Here is a 14789-nt window from a genome sequence, read left to right on the forward strand (position 1 = left end):
CCATTATAAAATGAATAATAAACTTAATAAACTACGTTAAAATAAAGTTACCATCCTAGAATAGAAAGGGTGGCTTATGAAGTTTGATATAAAAAAGAGGTCGAATCCGAACAAGGCAAAGTATTCTAAAGAAGAGTATGAGATATCAGCGGAATTTGCCAAAAGAACATACAAGGAGTTTGGATCTTTTGTAAAAGCCATCATCCTTTTCGGCAGCTCTGCAAGAAAGGAAGGCGAAGCCAAGGCTGATGTTGATGTTCTGATGATTGTTGATGATGTGAATGTGGTAATATCGCCGGAGCTGACAGACACATATAGAATAATAACAGAGAAGATCGTTTCAGATGTCTCCACAAAGCTGCACATAACAACATTAAGGTTTACAAGCTTCTGGGAATATATAAGGGCAGGCGACCCAATTGGCATAAACATCTTAAGAGACGGAGTTTCATTGATAGACACTGGCTTTTTTGATCCAATGCAGATAATGCTCTACCAGGGCAGAATTAGGCCCAGCTTGGAATCAATATGGGTTTATTACTCAAGAGCACCTCAAACACTGTACAACTCAAAATGGCACATAATGCAGGCAACTCTTGACCTGTACTGGGCAGTCATTGATTCAAGCCATTCTGCGTTGATGTCTATCGGAGAGATTCCTCCTTCTCCAGGGCATGTTTCAGATCTTCTTGATGAAAAGATGGCCAAAAAGGGGTTGCTTAACAAGAAATATGTTTTCATAATGAAGAATTTCTATGAATTGGCAAAGAGAATAATGCACCGCGAGATAAAGGAGATTAAGGGAGAGCAGTACGACCGCTACTTCAAGGATGCGCAGGAATATGTTGAAGTGATGAAGAAGTTCATAGAGAGAAGGGAAAGATAATCTATTTGATCTTATCGATGAAATCTTCAATTTTTTCTATGCCCAAAACATTAAGAGGGTTAATTTCAAGTAGATGGCTGAATCTTGGTTGATATTCCTTTAATCTTTCTTCAATATTCAAAAATTTTAGGGCACAATTATAAATTTCTCTTGCCTGCTGCATGCTTCTTTGCACAGCTTGCTGCGGAAGGTCGCTTTTCATGCAGTCTACGTCATCTATTCCTATACGGGTTGTTATCTCAGGAGTTGATATAAGAATGCTTTCAACACTGCCTTCATCTAAATTTATGATTATTCCAGATCTCTTTTCTGCAGCATAAAGATGCAAGGTCTCCATCCCAGTCCCACTTATGCTATATTCCATGAAATTAGTAGATATATCTCCTGCTTTTATTTTAAATCCTCTCTGAGCTATTGGTTTTGGCATGGTGTTTTCTTTATTTTACATATTTAAGAAAATTAAAAAAATAAAAATTTTAAAAATCTATTTCTTCATCAGATAAACCATCAGCACAATGATCAGCAAAGCAACTATCACTATCGCGCCGATCAGGATTATTATGAATGCTGCCGATTCTGTGAATGGCTTCTCGATTATTTCATCATCTTCGTCGCCGGAAGTTGTTGTGGTTGTTGTTGCGCCTGCTCCAGACAATTTTGTGGTTGTTATCAGTGCCTGTCCGCTTGTTATGGTGTGTAGTGTTACAGCTACATCGCTTGTTCCATCGCCATTTAGGTCAACATTTCTTGTTTCGCCGACATTCATCGACAACACCACAGGTGTAGATGATATTGTTATTGTCGCACTAGTTGTTCCAACGCTGTTTATCGTTATTGTATGGGCTTCGTTAAGCAGGCTGAAGGCTATAACATCATTTGCTTTCACTGTAAGCACTCTTCCGCTTGTTGCTGTGAAATCAATGCTGTAGCTTTGTCCGCCTGTTGTTGTGCCAGTTGCGCAATCTTTTACAACGATATTTACTATTCTCTCATCATCAAGCTCATCGCCGTCATAATAAGCATACATCTTTAGAGGATATGTTCCTGCGCTCAGATTTGTTGCATCAATGTCATAAGTATTGCTCCATACACTGTCGCTTTCTGACAGGTCATTTTCAAGCTCGAATTTCTCCCTTGAGCTTAAGCCAAGCTGAGTATTGACAATTGTAAATTCAGCTTCATCTTCTCGGCTGGAGCCGAAGTTATAAATATGCGGAGTTATTGTTGTTATTCTGCTGCATGAAAGAGTTGTATCTTCTATTTCAAAATCATATATTCTCATATCATGGCTTTCCTTGTCAAGCTCGACATAAACAGTCCATTCTGCAGTATGCCTTGCGCCATATTCATCATCTCCTTCAGTATAAATCACAATAGAATAGCTTCCCTCTTCAAGTTCTATTGAAACATTTCCAAAATCAAATGTTTTTGTGCCGCTTTTCTTGTTCGCTTTCAAATCAAATGATCCTGTTTCTTTTTCGACATCTTCATCATCTTCTTCTAGGCTCTCTGCTGTTATCATTATAAAGGCATCTTCTATTTTGATGTCCTCTGAACTTGTAAATGTATTCTTGACCTCGACCTCTACTTTTAATCTTGAGCCTGGTTCTAATTTATCGTCACCAGTTGCGCCATTTGAAACGCTGTCTTCTTTTCCATCAACCAATAATCTTACGGCGTTTATTTCAAGTTTGCTTTCCGGGTTGAAGTACAATGAAGACGTTGTGTTTGCCTGGTCGCTTCTTACATATATTGTGCCGATTGAATGCGAGCCAGAATCCTCTGATAAAGGCAAAAATCCATTTACAGTCGCAGTTGTGCTTCCGCCAACAGCAAGGCTTGTGCTGTACCCTGAGAATGTAACGTTATAGGCAGTAGATGTTGCGCTTGTTGAAACATTGATGCCTGTTACAGCATAATCCCCGTTATTGGTTATTGTGAATGATGTTGATGTTGTTGTATTTCTTGTTGTTCCTGCGAATGTCGCTGAGCTTGGCGCGCTTAATGAATAAACTGGATTTCTTACTGTTAATGTGAAAGCTGCTGTTGTATTTGTGCCTTCTGCTGATGTAACATTCATTGTTCCGGTATAAACGCCATTTGGCAAGCTTGATGTGACTCCTGTAATTGTGAATGCTATATTTGCAGTTTGAGCAGGCAATAAACTGGCTGTTGAACTAGGGCTTGCTGCAATATTTGATTTTGCAAGCATATATATGCCGTTATAAAGATCAGGCAGTCCAACAACTATGCTGCTTATATTAAGATTGCCGCTATTTGTTATTGTAGTATTTGCAGCTGCGCTTGTTGATATGCCCCTGACCCATGTTGCAGTTGCTGCTGTTGTAGTTAATGCGCGGCTGGCTGCTAAAACAGAAACACTTAATGTTGCATTAGCTGATTTCTCTGCATTTCTGTAACCTGCGCTGATTTGACCGGAATAAGCGCCAACTGTCTGATCCAGCGGAGCAGATACTGTTATGTTGATTATTTTGCTGCTTTGGTACGGGATTGCGAATGAGCTTGAGCTTAATGCTGCTGTTAAATTTACTCCGACTCCCGAAATTCCTCCCATTGATAATATTATATCATTGACATCTGTATTTCCGGTATTTGTAATATTGATTGATGTGAAATTTGTAGTTCCTGCTATCAGCTGCAGTGTTGCTGCTGGAACTGACAAGCTAGGCGACCCATTTACAGTTACGTTTATAGATAAAATAGCATAAGTTCCTGACATGTTGGTTGAGAAGTTCAAAGTTCCAAGATAAGACTCATTAAATGCATCGCTCGGAATAGTAAAGCTATATGAAATATTTGCAAGCTGCCCGCTTCCAATTGAAAAATTTGTAGACCTATTATATGTTAGTGTTACATTTTCGCTGTTCCTTGGCCCGGACAATATTACTGATGCGGGCAGATTAATGCTTATGTTGTCTGTAGCATGTATGTTGGCAAGGTTTATTGTGCCTGTTACAGTATCTCCTGCATTTACAACAGTGTTGTTTAAAGAACTCGGATCAATAGTCATGCTTCCGACAGCGCTGACAAAATTAACCAAAACTAACAATAAAACTATAGGCAAAAAACTTTTATTCATTTTAGCTACCCCCACATATATTGTTGAATATCTATATCTATAAAGTATTAATTCGAGAATAGTAACACTTCATATATAAAGATTATTGTTTTGTGAAATATATTTCGTAGAATATACTGATGAACGCTATTATTCATCGAAATCTTCGTTTTGCTCCTCTGCTTCTTTAGTTTCTGCCGCCTCTTCAGGTTCTTCATCAAACTGCTCTGCTTCATATTCTTTAGCAGGCTCTTCCCCGGAACTTTCTTCAACTTGTTCAGTTTGCTCAGAAATTTCAGTTTCTTGAGGTTCAGCAATTTGCTCTGCTTCACTTTGTTCTTCTGTTTTCTCGGCCTCTGATTCTTCTGCCAATTCCTGCTCTTCAATTATTTCGCCGCTTTCTTCAAATAATTCCTTTAAAGTTTTTTCTTTTTCCTTGGAGATGTCAAAATCCTCGAAAGTAGAAAGCGTTTCCTGCTCTTCCTTGACAGGCTCAATATCTTCTATTGAAATTGGCTCTTCTGCTAGTTCATCAATCTCAGGGTCTTTTATTAACCTTATTTTCTCTTTTTCTTCAGCCGCTTTTTCCTTATCTTCAACCCATTTTATTTTGCTAATTTCATCCTTTACTGGCTCATTTATCCTCAACTCTGCTTTCGGCGCTTCTTCTCTTTTTTCTAATCCGGATCCAAACAATATATTCTCTGCTATCTTTGCAGCTTCTTCCATATTTACAGCAAAGCCCGTATTCTTGATAGTCTTTGCTAATTCATTCACTTTATGAACCTGATCCAGCGTGAGTCCCATAATAGCTACCACTATAGAGTTCTAGTATATAATTTTTGCGGTGGTTTAACAAATTTCTCTTGGGCATGCAACATCATAAACCATAAACTTATCACTCTGCAGTCAATAAGATAAAAAGATTTAAATATTGGCCAATAATTGCGTAGTTTATGTTTTGGACAAAAAGAAAGGTAAAAACAGCATTAAACGCAGATAAGGCAGCACTAGATGAAAAACCTGTTGTTGCTTTAAAAGAAAAACCAGCAGCTGTTTTGGAAGAAAAAATAGAGCAGGCAGAAAGCAAGCCATCCAAGGCATTCAATAAGATCAAGATAGTTGAAAGATTTTTAAGTGCAGATTACTCGGCGCAGAAAGTCTGGGAGTATCTTTCCAAGAATGGCGAACTTAAAGAAATAGGTGAAACAGTGAATTATGATGGCAAAATTTCTGGATCGCCGCAGATGAAACGCTCTGAAGATAATTCGCTGTTCCCAATAATTGCTGCGTTTAAGACGATTCTGGAAAAATCAGAGTATATTGTAAACTTTAAAACTTCTCTTTATGATGGGGGGCTTGAAGTCAGTATAGAATGTGATTTTGACAATGTAAATCATGTAAATAATTTATTGAGCCTGGCAAAAAAAGAGAAGCAGGAAATTGTGTCCATATCCAGAAAGTACGATGACATAGAGCCCATTAGAAAGCTTTATGACATTCTCTCTGAAAATAAGTCAATGAAAATTTTTGCTTCATCAATCAATTCAACTCCGAAGATGATCATAGATGAGGAATTTGGATTACTGCCTGTAGACGCAAAGGTACAGGCAACACTTGAAGGGAATAACTATGTTTTTAATTTTCACTCATATTACAACTCGCACGAAATCATTGTTGAATGCCCGCCAGACAAAACAGATTTTGTCAAAAAGTTATTTGACAGCATAGCCATAAGGGAAACTGAAGAAGGGGAAACAGAAGTAAGGAGCCTGGATTTTTATGTTTCTGTCAAGGAATATCATTGGGACATGGTGGGCGGCCTGAAAAATGTCAGGAAAGAGCTGAAGCAGTATATAGAATGGCCGCTTGAAAATCCTGAATTATTCAGGCAGCTTGATTCTTCGATGCCAAAAGGAGTTCTTCTAATAGGCCCGCCTGGAAATGGAAAAACAACTATTGCGAAAATACTCGCGAATGAAACTAAGTCTTCTTTCTATGCAGTCTCGGCAAAGGACATAAATTCCATGTGGGTTGGCGGCACTGAGAAAAACTGGGGAAGGCTGTTTAGGCAGGCGCGGGAGGATGTCAAAGGCGGCAAATGCGTAATAATGTTCATAGATGAGATTGATGGCCTTTATACCGACAGGGAGGAAATGGACAAATACTCTAGAATTTCTTTCGGCCAATTCTGCCAGGAGATGGAGGGGATTTCGGATTTGGAAAATGTGATTGTTGTAGGTGCGACGAACAGGCACGAGGATTTGGACCCCGCCTTGACAAGAAGATTTCCAAAAAAGATATATATCGGCAACCCGGATTCTGCTGGAAGAAAAGAAGTCTTTGATATATATACAAAGAAAAAGCCGATAGCCGACGATTTGGATATTGGATATTTAGTTCAGGCAACAGAAGGATTTTCCGGAGCTCGCTTAAAAGACCTGTGCGATAGCGCTGCTTTTAACGCAATTAACCGCTACTCAACAACAAAAGGAATTGAAGTAAAAGACATAAAAGGCGAGCTGATAAAAGAGATAGTTGTCGAAAAGCAGGATTTTGATCTTGCGCTAAGCGCCGAAGAGCATAATGGCGAAGAATCCGAGTTGTCTGTTGCCACACCTTCAGAATAATTTCTTTAAAATTTCATCCCAACTTCTTGCCAGCTCGATCCCATCATTGTGCTGGAACTGCTCTGCATACCTGTCATCGCAGCCGTTCTTTAATAATATTTTTCTCATATCAGATTTCACATCGATTAAATGCATTATGTCATCATCAATCAAAGTTCCTATGTTATTTTCCCTGCAAACATCTTCCTTGGTTTTTTTAATGCCATCAGCGGGTCTTGTCGATATTATGCAAAAAAAATATTTCAGAACCCCGTACTGCAGCAGCGTTTCTTTTGCAGATTCCACTCTTGACGGCCGCCGCATTGTAACAATGTACGGCGCGTATTTTTTAGCAAGTTCTTTGATTGCTGATACTGCGCCATCAACAGGCGGTGTTTTTAATGTCCATTTCCTTTCATACACAACAGCATCCATTCTTTTGTGCGCCTCTTTGCCAATTGTTTTAAGCAAAGTTGTTTCATCGGTGTTCCACGGATCTACATTTATGCCTAAATTTTTCCTGATCCATAAAGCCCGCATCTTATTTGTGTCAGGAATCGTTCCGTCATAATCAATGCCTATTGCTTCCCTCATTATTGCTTAACCTCGCAGTCACCGGGCGGCATTGCAGCCATAACATCATCAAGGTTTATCCTGATCTTCGATTTGTCCTCAAGGATCTTCTTTACTTTCTTCGCACAGTCGCTTTTTTTAACGCTGCCCTGTTTTATATTTACATAAGCAATGCAGTGCTTTTTGACAGCCTCTTCAGGAGCAGCCATTATTCTGCCTTCTTTCATTATTCCAATTGATATTTTCAGCAAAGAGCTTACAAAGTTCTTTTTGCCGTATATCATGAAGGAGCCCTTTCCCATATACTCGCCGCTGGGCGTTTCCAAAGAGACCTGATCCGAATTGACACAATACGCTTCAACAGAAACAAGGTTTGTATTCCATGCCCTGGAATTGGCAGCTGTAAACTGCGCTGCCTCTTTTTTTGTCTTTTCTCCAATCTCTCTGCCATCTGCTTTTACAATAACAAAAGGAGAGCCCGGCATCTCTGTGTGAAACACCAAATCATCTTTATCCAAATGCTTCTTTACAATGATGTCGTTCGTAGTAGCATCCCTGCCGCCTATACAAAGAAAATCCTCAGAGCTTACAAACCACCTGAACTTTTCATACCATTCTTTTTTACGTTCAATAACTGTTTTTTCCTTTTCCTCTTTCTCAGCTTCTTTTTTTAATTTCTCCAGTTTTGCCTTTGCAATTGCTATGGCCTCTTCTGCCCCTTTTATTTTCTTTCTTGCTTTTTTTGCTTTTTCAAAGTAATGCCCTGCATTCTGCTCTAATGACTTTTTAATGTTCAATATCAATTGCATAAAAAGAAAAAGTATTGTTTTAGTATAAAAATGTTGTTGATTTACGCTTCAGCTGTTTCTTCAGTTTTATTTTCAATTTCAGCTGTTTCTTCAGCATTTTCCGGCTGGGCTTTTGCTTCTTCCTCATTTTCTTTCAACTCTGCCTGAGGCTTTTCTTCCTTTAACTCTGCTTCTTTTATTTCTTCGGGCTTTTTTCCTTCTTCAATTGTCATCATTTTAATCTCAAGATTTTTAACAGGATATATTTTTGACATATCAGCCTTCACTTTCTTTTGCAGCCTGCTGCCAATAATTTCATAAAGGAGAGCTTCGTAAGTCAGCTTTGCAACAGCTTCTTTAAGCAAGACCTGCATTTTCTTCCTTAATTTTGAAAGAATTGAGTTCTTTGTTGATGCTACTGTTATCGCCAATGGCTTTATTCTTATCACCTTGTTGTCAAGTGTTTTGCATGCAAAAGAATCGTCAACCCTTTCCTTTTCGCGCCTTATCATTCTTCTTATTGAAGCAGGGTTCATCATATAGCCAATAACATCAGTAAAAACCCTGTTGCCTTCTATCCTGTTGATAACAAACTGCATATTTATATTCTGGTTTTTTGGGTCGCCAGTGAGGTTCATCAAATTTGCCGAAATACTCCTATTGAGCAGGCTTTTAATATCAGTAACCAGTGTTTCACCTATTACCTGCTCGCTGAATATTTTTGGAGCTATGATTGAATGCCACTTTTTCTTCTTGATCTTAAGTTCTGTTTCCTTTTCAGCCATTTTACTATTGTTGGAAAAAGGGATTTGTTTAAAAAGCCTTCGGTTTTTTATTCAGCCAGCACATTCACAAGTTTTTTAAATAGGCTCGCTTTGCCTGTTTTCATGAACAACAAAATGCTAGGATGGGCTCTTATAATATTTGCAGTCTTAATGCTCTCTGTTCTTTTTTTTATAAAGCTCGGCATTGACAGGGCTTATCAGGCGCAGATTGATTTTTATGAAACAACTGGTGGAACCTGCCCGACTGATCCCAACATATGCCCTCACACTCAAAAAGCAAAAGCCCAGATCCCAATATATATAGGCGCGGCAATAATGCTTGCAGTGGCAAGCCTTGGGTTTTATCTCATTTTCTTTGAAAAAAGCCAGCAGGAAGTTATCAGAGCATTGAAAGAAACAAAGGATGAAAAATTCAAAGGGGAGAAATTTGATATTCTGCTCAGCGGCCTGGGTGATGATGAGAAAAAGATAATCAAAGCAGTTAAAGAGCAGGACGGAATAACGCAGGCAACATTAAGAATAAGGACGGATATGTCAAAGGCAAAGCTTTCTGTTGTGCTTTCAGGCCTTGAAAAGAAGGGCCTCATTAAAAAAGTTGCCAAAGGTAAGACAAATCAGGTATTCTTAAAGAAGGCGATTTAATCATTTTTGAACGATTCTGAACATATTTTTGGTTATTTAAACACATCAGAGCCTGTTTATCAGTACAGTTTATGAGGTTAAATATATCATCTTGGCCTTATTCTGCATTAATATGCCAAAAAAACACGATCGAATCAAATATGACCAAATCATATTGTATGCTGTGATGGTTATTTTAATTGCAGCATTGATGTGGAGCGTATTCGGATTAACACAAAAGAATTATTTCGGATCTGATTACAATAAAGCAATACAAAGCCAAAACAAAGAAAACATCTGCGCAACTCCTGAAGGTTACACAGATCAGGAATGGATAGAGCACATGGGGCATCACCCTGATCAATACAAGGAATGTTTGGACAAGCTAAAATGAATGCAAAAACAAAACTGATTGCCGGATTGGCATTGATTGTATTGGTGATCTTTTCATTGGCGATTATATTAAACGCATCAAAAAGCAAAATGCCGATGCTTGCAAATGAAAATATGCTGCCGGAGTTTGTGATGAACAACTATCAGAACAAGCTGGCTTACAGCATTGCGCTTGACAGGCAGGAAGATTTTGAATATATTGCATGCTACTGCGGCTGCGGAATGCATGAAATGCAGCACAGGGGAAAAACAATCCCAATAATGCACAGCCTCAAGGAATGCTTCATAAATGAAGACGGGAGCTGGCAGGATCATGCTGCAATTGACTGTCCTGCATGTGTTGCCATAGCATTAAAAGCAGACGAGCTGCTCAAGCAGGGTTTATCATTAAAGGAAACCAGGGAATATATAGATACCGAATATGTTGATCAAAGATATATTGAAATGGGGACAAAGACACCCCTGCCGCCGTAATTAGTGAAAACAAAATGAAAAAAAACTTATTTTTTATGGCAATGTTATTTCTTGCATTAGCAGCATTCATGCCGTTTGTAAGCGCGCATTGCCCGCTTTGCACAGCTGCTGTCGGTATGGGAGTTGCTGTAACGAGGTTTTATGGAGTCGATGATATGATTGTCGGGCTTTGGGTCGGCGCATTCATAATTTCAACAGCATTGTGGCTCAATAATGTGCTGAAGAAAAAATACATTCCATTCCAGGACCACATTGTTACAATATTGATATTTGCTGCAACAATAATTTCCTTTTATTTCGGGGGATTATTCAATGCAAGCAGTATTTTTGGAGTAGACAAATTATTATTAGGCATAATAGCAGGCAGCATTTTAGTTTATGCAGGATTGTTCATAAGCAGCAATGTGAAGCAGATTAACAAAAACAAAGTTATATTTCCATTTCAGACAATTATTTTTATTTTGGCCTTGTTGGCAATAACAAGCGTAATAGTGTGGCTGGCAATAAGATGATAGCTGAAAATATCAAGATGGATGTGAATGAGCTTGTGAAAAGGGCGAATGTCATTAAAAATAAAGGCAAGGTTGACCTTTCATCAGATGAGGATTTGAGCATAGCCCTAATGAATCTGATAAGCATAGAAGAGCACATGTATTTCAGCGCAATGAAGACGAATAAGAAGCTCTACCTTGATCTTTTAAATCAAATAAGAGAGCTAAGAAAAAATCTGCTTAAGGAAATAGTTAAAGAGCCTGAAGGCGAAGTGTGGTGCATAAGCAAGCATCTGCTTGGAGCAAGCATGCGCCTGATTGAAGTTGGCAATAAGCATCTGAATAAAGATGAAAATAAAGCACAGATGTTTTTCAAAAACGCATTTGACCTTTACACTTTATTTTGGAGCCTGAATCTGAAATTAATAAAATCAGGCGAGATGATCCAGACCCAAGGCAGCAGCTGGAAGGAAAAGCTTGCAAACATTGTTAAAAAAGTAATAGACTGCTGTAAGGAGTGAAAAAATGCATAAGGTTTTTAAATGAAAACAAACAACACATTAAAACAGAGGGGTGAAATTAAAAATGGCAGCAATAAAACATAAAACTAAGTTAAAGGAAACAATAAACAAATTGAGTATTTGGCTGATAGTTGTTATCGCTTTACTTGTTGTTTTTAATCAATGGCAGATATCGGGCATAGCATCGAGATTTGCAGCAACAGGCATTTCGACAACATCAAGCTCTACAACGTCTGGCAGCACAGCAGTAAGTTCATCAAATCTTCAAAGTTCTGTTATTCCGACAGGAGTTCCGAGAATTTACGGAGCAGAGTTTGGCTTAAGCTATGATGATATTTCTTCGAATGATGCAAGAAAGACACAGGCAGCAATAAATAAGATGGGGGTTTATGATAAGTCAATCACACTGACAGGAGATGATTTGCAGCGCTATATAGCTGTCGGCATGCAAATAAGCTGTGAATATTGCTGCGGAGCTGAGGCAATTATCTTTAAAAATGGAGCTGCGGCATGCGGTTGCGCCCACAGCGGTGCAATGCGCGGATTGGCAAAATACCTGATAAGCAAGCATCCGAATGATTTCACAAACGACGAAATCCTGGAAGAGCTTGGAAAATGGAAAACACTGTTCTTCCCAGGCATAATGACTCAGAAAGCTGCGGTATTGCAGTCCAAGGGAATTGAGTTTAATTACATAAACCTTGCTTCAAACAAATACAGGGGAATAGAGAAAGGAGCAACATCATCTGGCGGGGCAATGGTGGGAGGCTGTTAAGATGGATAAAAAAATAACAGTAATTGTCGTCCTGCTGTCAGTCATCATGATAGTTTCGTTTATTCAGGCATTCCAACTGATGGATATCAAGGCCAAGCTATCTGTAGCAGGTCTTGCAACAGGCGGAAGCGCAGCAAACGGCAAGCTCGACACAACAGGATGGACAGAGAACGAAAAAATGAATTATGAAATGCATGGAACCATTCCTGCAAGAATCGGGCAAGGCAGCAGTTCAGGATCTAGTGCATCATCAATGGTAGGAGGCTGCTAAATGATAAAAAATAAAATAAAACAAAAAATAAGGAGGAAATAAAATGGACAAGAACATAATAATAGCGATTGTGTTGGGCGTTTTATTGCTCGTATCTGTTGTGCAGGCATTTGAGCTGAACACAATAAAAACAAAGCTGAGCAGCGGAACAGTTGCAGTTTCAGGTGCAACTACAACATCTTCAAGTGCAGCATCTGCGTCAGCATCAAGCTCATCCGGCGGAATGGTTGGCGGTTGTTAGGAGGTAAAAATGAAAATAAAAATAGCATTGATCTTATTGTTGGTTATAGGATTGATTTTTGTGGCAGGATGCTCGTCAAGCAGTGATTATGGCAGCGGCAGCGCTCCAAGCGGGCCAGTTGGCGGCGGTTGTGGAGTTATAGGGCCGGAAGATACAAATGCAAACAATGCAGTTGAGAAGATTAATTCAGTTAAAGAACTTTTTTAATTGATTTATTTAAACAAACAAAATGGAAGAACTGAACAAAAAGGAGATTGAAGAAAAAAGGCAACAGAAGCATCGCGAGGAAGCAGACCAGCTAAGGCAGCAGAGGGAGCAGCTGGATAAGGAAAGAAAAGAAAATGCCGCAGCTAAAAAAAGAAACAAAATAATGATTTTGTCAGTTATCGCGGTTATAATTATAGCGATAATAGCATACAGCATCTATTCTGCATCAAAACCAGGCGCTTTTGATGATTTTGCAAAATGCTTAAAAGAAAAGGGCGCAGTGATGTACGGCGCGATAGAATGGTGCCAGTACACGAAGCAGCAGGCAAAGATGTTTGGAAACTCATTTAAATATGTTGATTACAGGGATTACCAGAAAGGGCCGGATATAAAAGTGACTCCGACATGGATAATAAACAATGAACGATACGAAAAAGTGCAGAGTTTTCAAAGATTGTCTGAGTTAACAGGTTGCAAGATTTAAGATTTGGCGAGGTAAAAATGGAAGAAAAAACTAAAAATAGAAAATTCAGCTTTACTAGCATCAAGTTGTTGCTAGTTGCTCTTATCCTCATAGTGTTCTTAACAAACCTGTTTATAATATTTGGGATAAGCAGCCAGATTGTTGTTAAAAAAGGCGTATCTTCTGTTTATATCAAAGCATCTTCATGCGAGAGCTGCAGCGATTTGACTGGCCTGGTCCCTGCGCTTAAAAATATAGGCGTTGTTTTTGGAAACGAGAAAACATTTGATGCCAGCAGCGCAGAAGGAAAACAACTGATAGATAGATATAAAATATTAAAACTGCCTGCATTTATATTTTCAAAGGAAATATCCCAATACGAAGAAGTGACAAGCGCATGGAGCCAAATGGGAAGCGTTGAAAAGGACGGCAGCTATGTTTTAAGGCTGATAAACCCGCCTTATTTTGATATCGCAGCATCTAAGGTAACGGGTTTTGTTGATATAACATATCTGACAGATAACAGCTGCAAAGCGTGCTATAATGTCACAGTTCACAAAATTATACTCTCAAATCCGCAAAGCTTCGGAATGGCTATTTCAGCTGAGAGATATGTGGACATTTCATCTGAGACTGGAAAAGAGCTGGTCAGGAAATACAACATAACTCTTGTTCCGACAGCGATAATATCAAAAGATGCTGCCCTCTACCCTTCGCTCACAGTAGTTTGGCCTCAGGTTGGATCGGTTGAGAGTGACGGAAGCTACATTTTCAGGGATTTGAGTGTGCTGAAAGTTGTTTATAAAAACATTGCAAACAACACAATAATAAACGCGTCGTCATCAGCAGCTGCAAGCTAAAATGTTTTATAATGGCATAATAAGTGCGCTTTATGATTTTGAAATCAGGCTCTTTTTGCTTTTTTTAGGAGGCGAGAAAAGGCTAAGGGAAGCTGCAGCAAATGCTGTTGATATCGGGCATGCAAAAAACACATTAGATGTTTTTTGCGGCACAGGAACATTGACAAGCCTGATTGCAGAAAAAACCAAAGGCAATGTTTTTGGGGTGGATCTGTCAGAAAATATGATAAGAAGAGCCAGGAAAAAAACAAGCTCCAAAAACACAAAATACATTGTTGCCGATGCAAAAAATATCCCCTTTGAAGACAATTACTTTGATATTGCATTCGAATCCCTGGGCCTGCACGAATTAAAATTCAAAGACAGAAATAAGGCAATAGCAGAGATTTACAGGACATTGAAAAAAGGAGGCACAGCGGTTTTTGTTGAATATGTGAAGCCAAAAAAACAAACAGTCATATTTTTAATATTGAAGTGCATTGAAACAATAATTGACAGGGAAGCCATTGACGACTTTTTCAGCAGGGATTTTCAAAGTCATTTGGAATACCATAAGTTTAAAGTTATCAATAAAATTCCTGTGCTGAAAGGTTATGCCAACATATTTGTGGCTAAAAAATCATATAGCAAATGACACAAATTTTTATACAATATATGAATGTCATTTGCTTATTACGAGCGGACAACTATTTGTATAAAAACTATTGTCCGCGAGTATAAATGCAGATGAGGTGCAAAATGGGAAAAGGCAA

General features: G+C 38.7%; 20 protein-coding genes. 14 read left to right on the forward strand and 6 right to left on the reverse strand.

Annotated features, from left to right (window positions below; all coding sequences use genetic code 11):
- The first annotated feature begins 76 nt into the window (after nt 1–76).
- On the forward strand, nt 77–886 hold the full coding sequence (locus Q7J54_04105; GenBank protein MDO8740722.1) for a nucleotidyltransferase domain-containing protein: 810 nt from the start codon (nt 77–79) through the stop codon (nt 884–886).
- A gap of 1 nt (nt 887) precedes the next feature.
- Here Q7J54_04105 and Q7J54_04110 read toward each other — a convergent pair whose 3' ends face one another.
- From Q7J54_04110 to Q7J54_04120, 3 genes are all read right to left on the reverse strand, one after another.
- Entirely contained in the window at nt 888–1313 is a 426-nt protein-coding gene (locus Q7J54_04110; protein MDO8740723.1) for a hypothetical protein, read from the reverse strand.
- Between the two features lie 57 nt (nt 1314–1370).
- Nucleotides 1371–3986, reverse strand: coding sequence for a hypothetical protein (locus Q7J54_04115; GenBank protein MDO8740724.1), 2616 nt, complete (start codon nt 3984–3986; stop codon nt 1371–1373).
- 129 nt (nt 3987–4115) lie between these two features.
- Nucleotides 4116–4772, reverse strand: coding sequence for a hypothetical protein (locus Q7J54_04120; GenBank protein MDO8740725.1), 657 nt, complete (start codon nt 4770–4772; stop codon nt 4116–4118).
- A gap of 149 nt (nt 4773–4921) precedes the next feature.
- Between Q7J54_04120 and Q7J54_04125 the strand changes: the two genes are divergently transcribed.
- Nucleotides 4922–6595, forward strand: a complete 1674-nt coding sequence (locus tag Q7J54_04125; protein ID MDO8740726.1) for an ATP-binding protein — start codon at nt 4922–4924, stop codon at nt 6593–6595.
- On the opposite strand, the gene Q7J54_04130 is transcribed toward Q7J54_04125, so the two are convergent.
- Genes Q7J54_04130 through Q7J54_04140 form a run of 3 tightly spaced genes read right to left on the reverse strand, consistent with a single transcriptional unit; the run spans nt 6587 to nt 8720 of the window.
- The gene (locus tag Q7J54_04130; protein ID MDO8740727.1) at nt 6587–7168 is read right to left on the reverse strand and encodes a hypothetical protein; all 582 of its coding nucleotides are present in this window, start codon (nt 7166–7168) and stop codon (nt 6587–6589) included. The two genes, Q7J54_04125 and Q7J54_04130, sit on opposite strands and share 9 nt — an antisense overlap.
- On the reverse strand, nt 7168–7956 hold the full coding sequence (locus tag Q7J54_04135; protein ID MDO8740728.1) for an NFACT RNA binding domain-containing protein: 789 nt from the start codon (nt 7954–7956) through the stop codon (nt 7168–7170). The genes Q7J54_04130 and Q7J54_04135 overlap by 1 nt, the downstream gene beginning before the upstream one ends.
- Nucleotides 7957–7997: 41 nt before the next feature.
- The gene (locus tag Q7J54_04140) at nt 7998–8720 is read right to left on the reverse strand and encodes a hypothetical protein (protein MDO8740729.1); all 723 of its coding nucleotides are present in this window, start codon (nt 8718–8720) and stop codon (nt 7998–8000) included.
- 102 nt (nt 8721–8822) lie between these two features.
- On the opposite strand from Q7J54_04140, the gene Q7J54_04145 reads away from it, so the two are divergent.
- The 12 genes from Q7J54_04145 (at nt 8823) to Q7J54_04200 (ending at nt 14671) form a co-directional block, all read left to right on the forward strand.
- Nucleotides 8823–9362 (forward strand): hypothetical protein, encoded by a 540-nt coding sequence (locus tag Q7J54_04145; GenBank protein MDO8740730.1) that lies wholly within the window; start codon nt 8823–8825, stop codon nt 9360–9362.
- 112 nt (nt 9363–9474) lie between these two features.
- The gene (locus Q7J54_04150; GenBank protein MDO8740731.1) at nt 9475–9735 is read left to right on the forward strand and encodes a hypothetical protein; all 261 of its coding nucleotides are present in this window, start codon (nt 9475–9477) and stop codon (nt 9733–9735) included.
- Entirely contained in the window at nt 9732–10208 is a 477-nt protein-coding gene (locus Q7J54_04155; GenBank protein ID MDO8740732.1) for a PCYCGC motif-containing (lipo)protein, read from the forward strand. The genes Q7J54_04150 and Q7J54_04155 overlap by 4 nt, the downstream gene beginning before the upstream one ends.
- A 35-nt stretch (nt 10209–10243) precedes the next feature.
- Nucleotides 10244–10720, forward strand: coding sequence for a hypothetical protein (locus Q7J54_04160; protein ID MDO8740733.1), 477 nt, complete (start codon nt 10244–10246; stop codon nt 10718–10720).
- Nucleotides 10717–11220, forward strand: coding sequence for a hypothetical protein (locus Q7J54_04165; protein MDO8740734.1), 504 nt, complete (start codon nt 10717–10719; stop codon nt 11218–11220). Before Q7J54_04160 ends, Q7J54_04165 begins: the two co-directional genes overlap by 4 nt.
- Nucleotides 11221–11284: 64 nt before the next feature.
- A complete protein-coding gene (locus Q7J54_04170; protein MDO8740735.1) occupies nt 11285–11995 on the forward strand; it encodes a hypothetical protein in 711 nt (236 codons plus the stop codon).
- 1 nt (nt 11996) lies between these two features.
- A complete protein-coding gene (locus Q7J54_04175) occupies nt 11997–12266 on the forward strand; it encodes a hypothetical protein (GenBank protein MDO8740736.1) in 270 nt (89 codons plus the stop codon).
- A gap of 43 nt (nt 12267–12309) precedes the next feature.
- Nucleotides 12310–12507 (forward strand): hypothetical protein, encoded by a 198-nt coding sequence (locus Q7J54_04180; GenBank protein MDO8740737.1) that lies wholly within the window; start codon nt 12310–12312, stop codon nt 12505–12507.
- A 9-nt stretch (nt 12508–12516) separates the two neighbouring features.
- The gene (locus Q7J54_04185) at nt 12517–12714 is read left to right on the forward strand and encodes a hypothetical protein (protein ID MDO8740738.1); all 198 of its coding nucleotides are present in this window, start codon (nt 12517–12519) and stop codon (nt 12712–12714) included.
- Between the two features lie 22 nt (nt 12715–12736).
- On the forward strand, nt 12737–13198 hold the full coding sequence (locus Q7J54_04190; GenBank protein ID MDO8740739.1) for a hypothetical protein: 462 nt from the start codon (nt 12737–12739) through the stop codon (nt 13196–13198).
- A gap of 17 nt (nt 13199–13215) precedes the next feature.
- Nucleotides 13216–14037 carry a hypothetical protein gene (locus Q7J54_04195; protein MDO8740740.1) on the forward strand — a complete coding sequence of 274 codons (822 nt, stop codon included), beginning with the start codon at nt 13216–13218 and terminating at the stop codon, nt 14035–14037.
- 1 nt (nt 14038) lies between these two features.
- Nucleotides 14039–14671 (forward strand): methyltransferase domain-containing protein, encoded by a 633-nt coding sequence (locus tag Q7J54_04200; GenBank protein ID MDO8740741.1) that lies wholly within the window; start codon nt 14039–14041, stop codon nt 14669–14671.
- Nucleotides 14672–14789: the final 118 nt, after the last annotated feature.

This window comes from Candidatus Woesearchaeota archaeon (assembly GCA_030651135.1).
Classification (GTDB): domain Archaea; phylum Nanobdellota; class Nanobdellia; order Woesearchaeales; family JACPBO01; genus JACPBO01.

Coding starts and splice junctions, on each gene's coding strand:
- Q7J54_04115 (MDO8740724.1), bottom strand. CDS start 3,986: ATGAATAAAAGTTTTTTGCCTATAGTTTTATTGTTAGTTTTGGTTAAT.
- Q7J54_04150 (MDO8740731.1), top strand. CDS start 9,475: ATGCCAAAAAAACACGATCGAATCAAATATGACCAAATCATATTGTAT.
- Q7J54_04200 (MDO8740741.1), top strand. CDS start 14,039: ATGTTTTATAATGGCATAATAAGTGCGCTTTATGATTTTGAAATCAGG.
- Q7J54_04125 (MDO8740726.1), top strand. CDS start 4,922: ATGTTTTGGACAAAAAGAAAGGTAAAAACAGCATTAAACGCAGATAAG.
- Q7J54_04135 (MDO8740728.1), bottom strand. CDS start 7,956: ATGCAATTGATATTGAACATTAAAAAGTCATTAGAGCAGAATGCAGGG.
- Q7J54_04140 (MDO8740729.1), bottom strand. CDS start 8,720: ATGGCTGAAAAGGAAACAGAACTTAAGATCAAGAAGAAAAAGTGGCAT.
- Q7J54_04105 (MDO8740722.1), top strand. CDS start 77: ATGAAGTTTGATATAAAAAAGAGGTCGAATCCGAACAAGGCAAAGTAT.
- Q7J54_04120 (MDO8740725.1), bottom strand. CDS start 4,772: ATGGGACTCACGCTGGATCAGGTTCATAAAGTGAATGAATTAGCAAAG.
- Q7J54_04155 (MDO8740732.1), top strand. CDS start 9,732: ATGAATGCAAAAACAAAACTGATTGCCGGATTGGCATTGATTGTATTG.
- Q7J54_04160 (MDO8740733.1), top strand. CDS start 10,244: ATGGCAATGTTATTTCTTGCATTAGCAGCATTCATGCCGTTTGTAAGC.
- Q7J54_04190 (MDO8740739.1), top strand. CDS start 12,737: ATGGAAGAACTGAACAAAAAGGAGATTGAAGAAAAAAGGCAACAGAAG.
- Q7J54_04185 (MDO8740738.1), top strand. CDS start 12,517: ATGAAAATAAAAATAGCATTGATCTTATTGTTGGTTATAGGATTGATT.
- Q7J54_04180 (MDO8740737.1), top strand. CDS start 12,310: ATGGACAAGAACATAATAATAGCGATTGTGTTGGGCGTTTTATTGCTC.
- Q7J54_04130 (MDO8740727.1), bottom strand. CDS start 7,168: ATGAGGGAAGCAATAGGCATTGATTATGACGGAACGATTCCTGACACA.
- Q7J54_04110 (MDO8740723.1), bottom strand. CDS start 1,313: ATGCCAAAACCAATAGCTCAGAGAGGATTTAAAATAAAAGCAGGAGAT.
- Q7J54_04175 (MDO8740736.1), top strand. CDS start 11,997: ATGGATAAAAAAATAACAGTAATTGTCGTCCTGCTGTCAGTCATCATG.
- Q7J54_04145 (MDO8740730.1), top strand. CDS start 8,823: ATGAACAACAAAATGCTAGGATGGGCTCTTATAATATTTGCAGTCTTA.
- Q7J54_04195 (MDO8740740.1), top strand. CDS start 13,216: ATGGAAGAAAAAACTAAAAATAGAAAATTCAGCTTTACTAGCATCAAG.
- Q7J54_04165 (MDO8740734.1), top strand. CDS start 10,717: ATGATAGCTGAAAATATCAAGATGGATGTGAATGAGCTTGTGAAAAGG.
- Q7J54_04170 (MDO8740735.1), top strand. CDS start 11,285: ATGGCAGCAATAAAACATAAAACTAAGTTAAAGGAAACAATAAACAAA.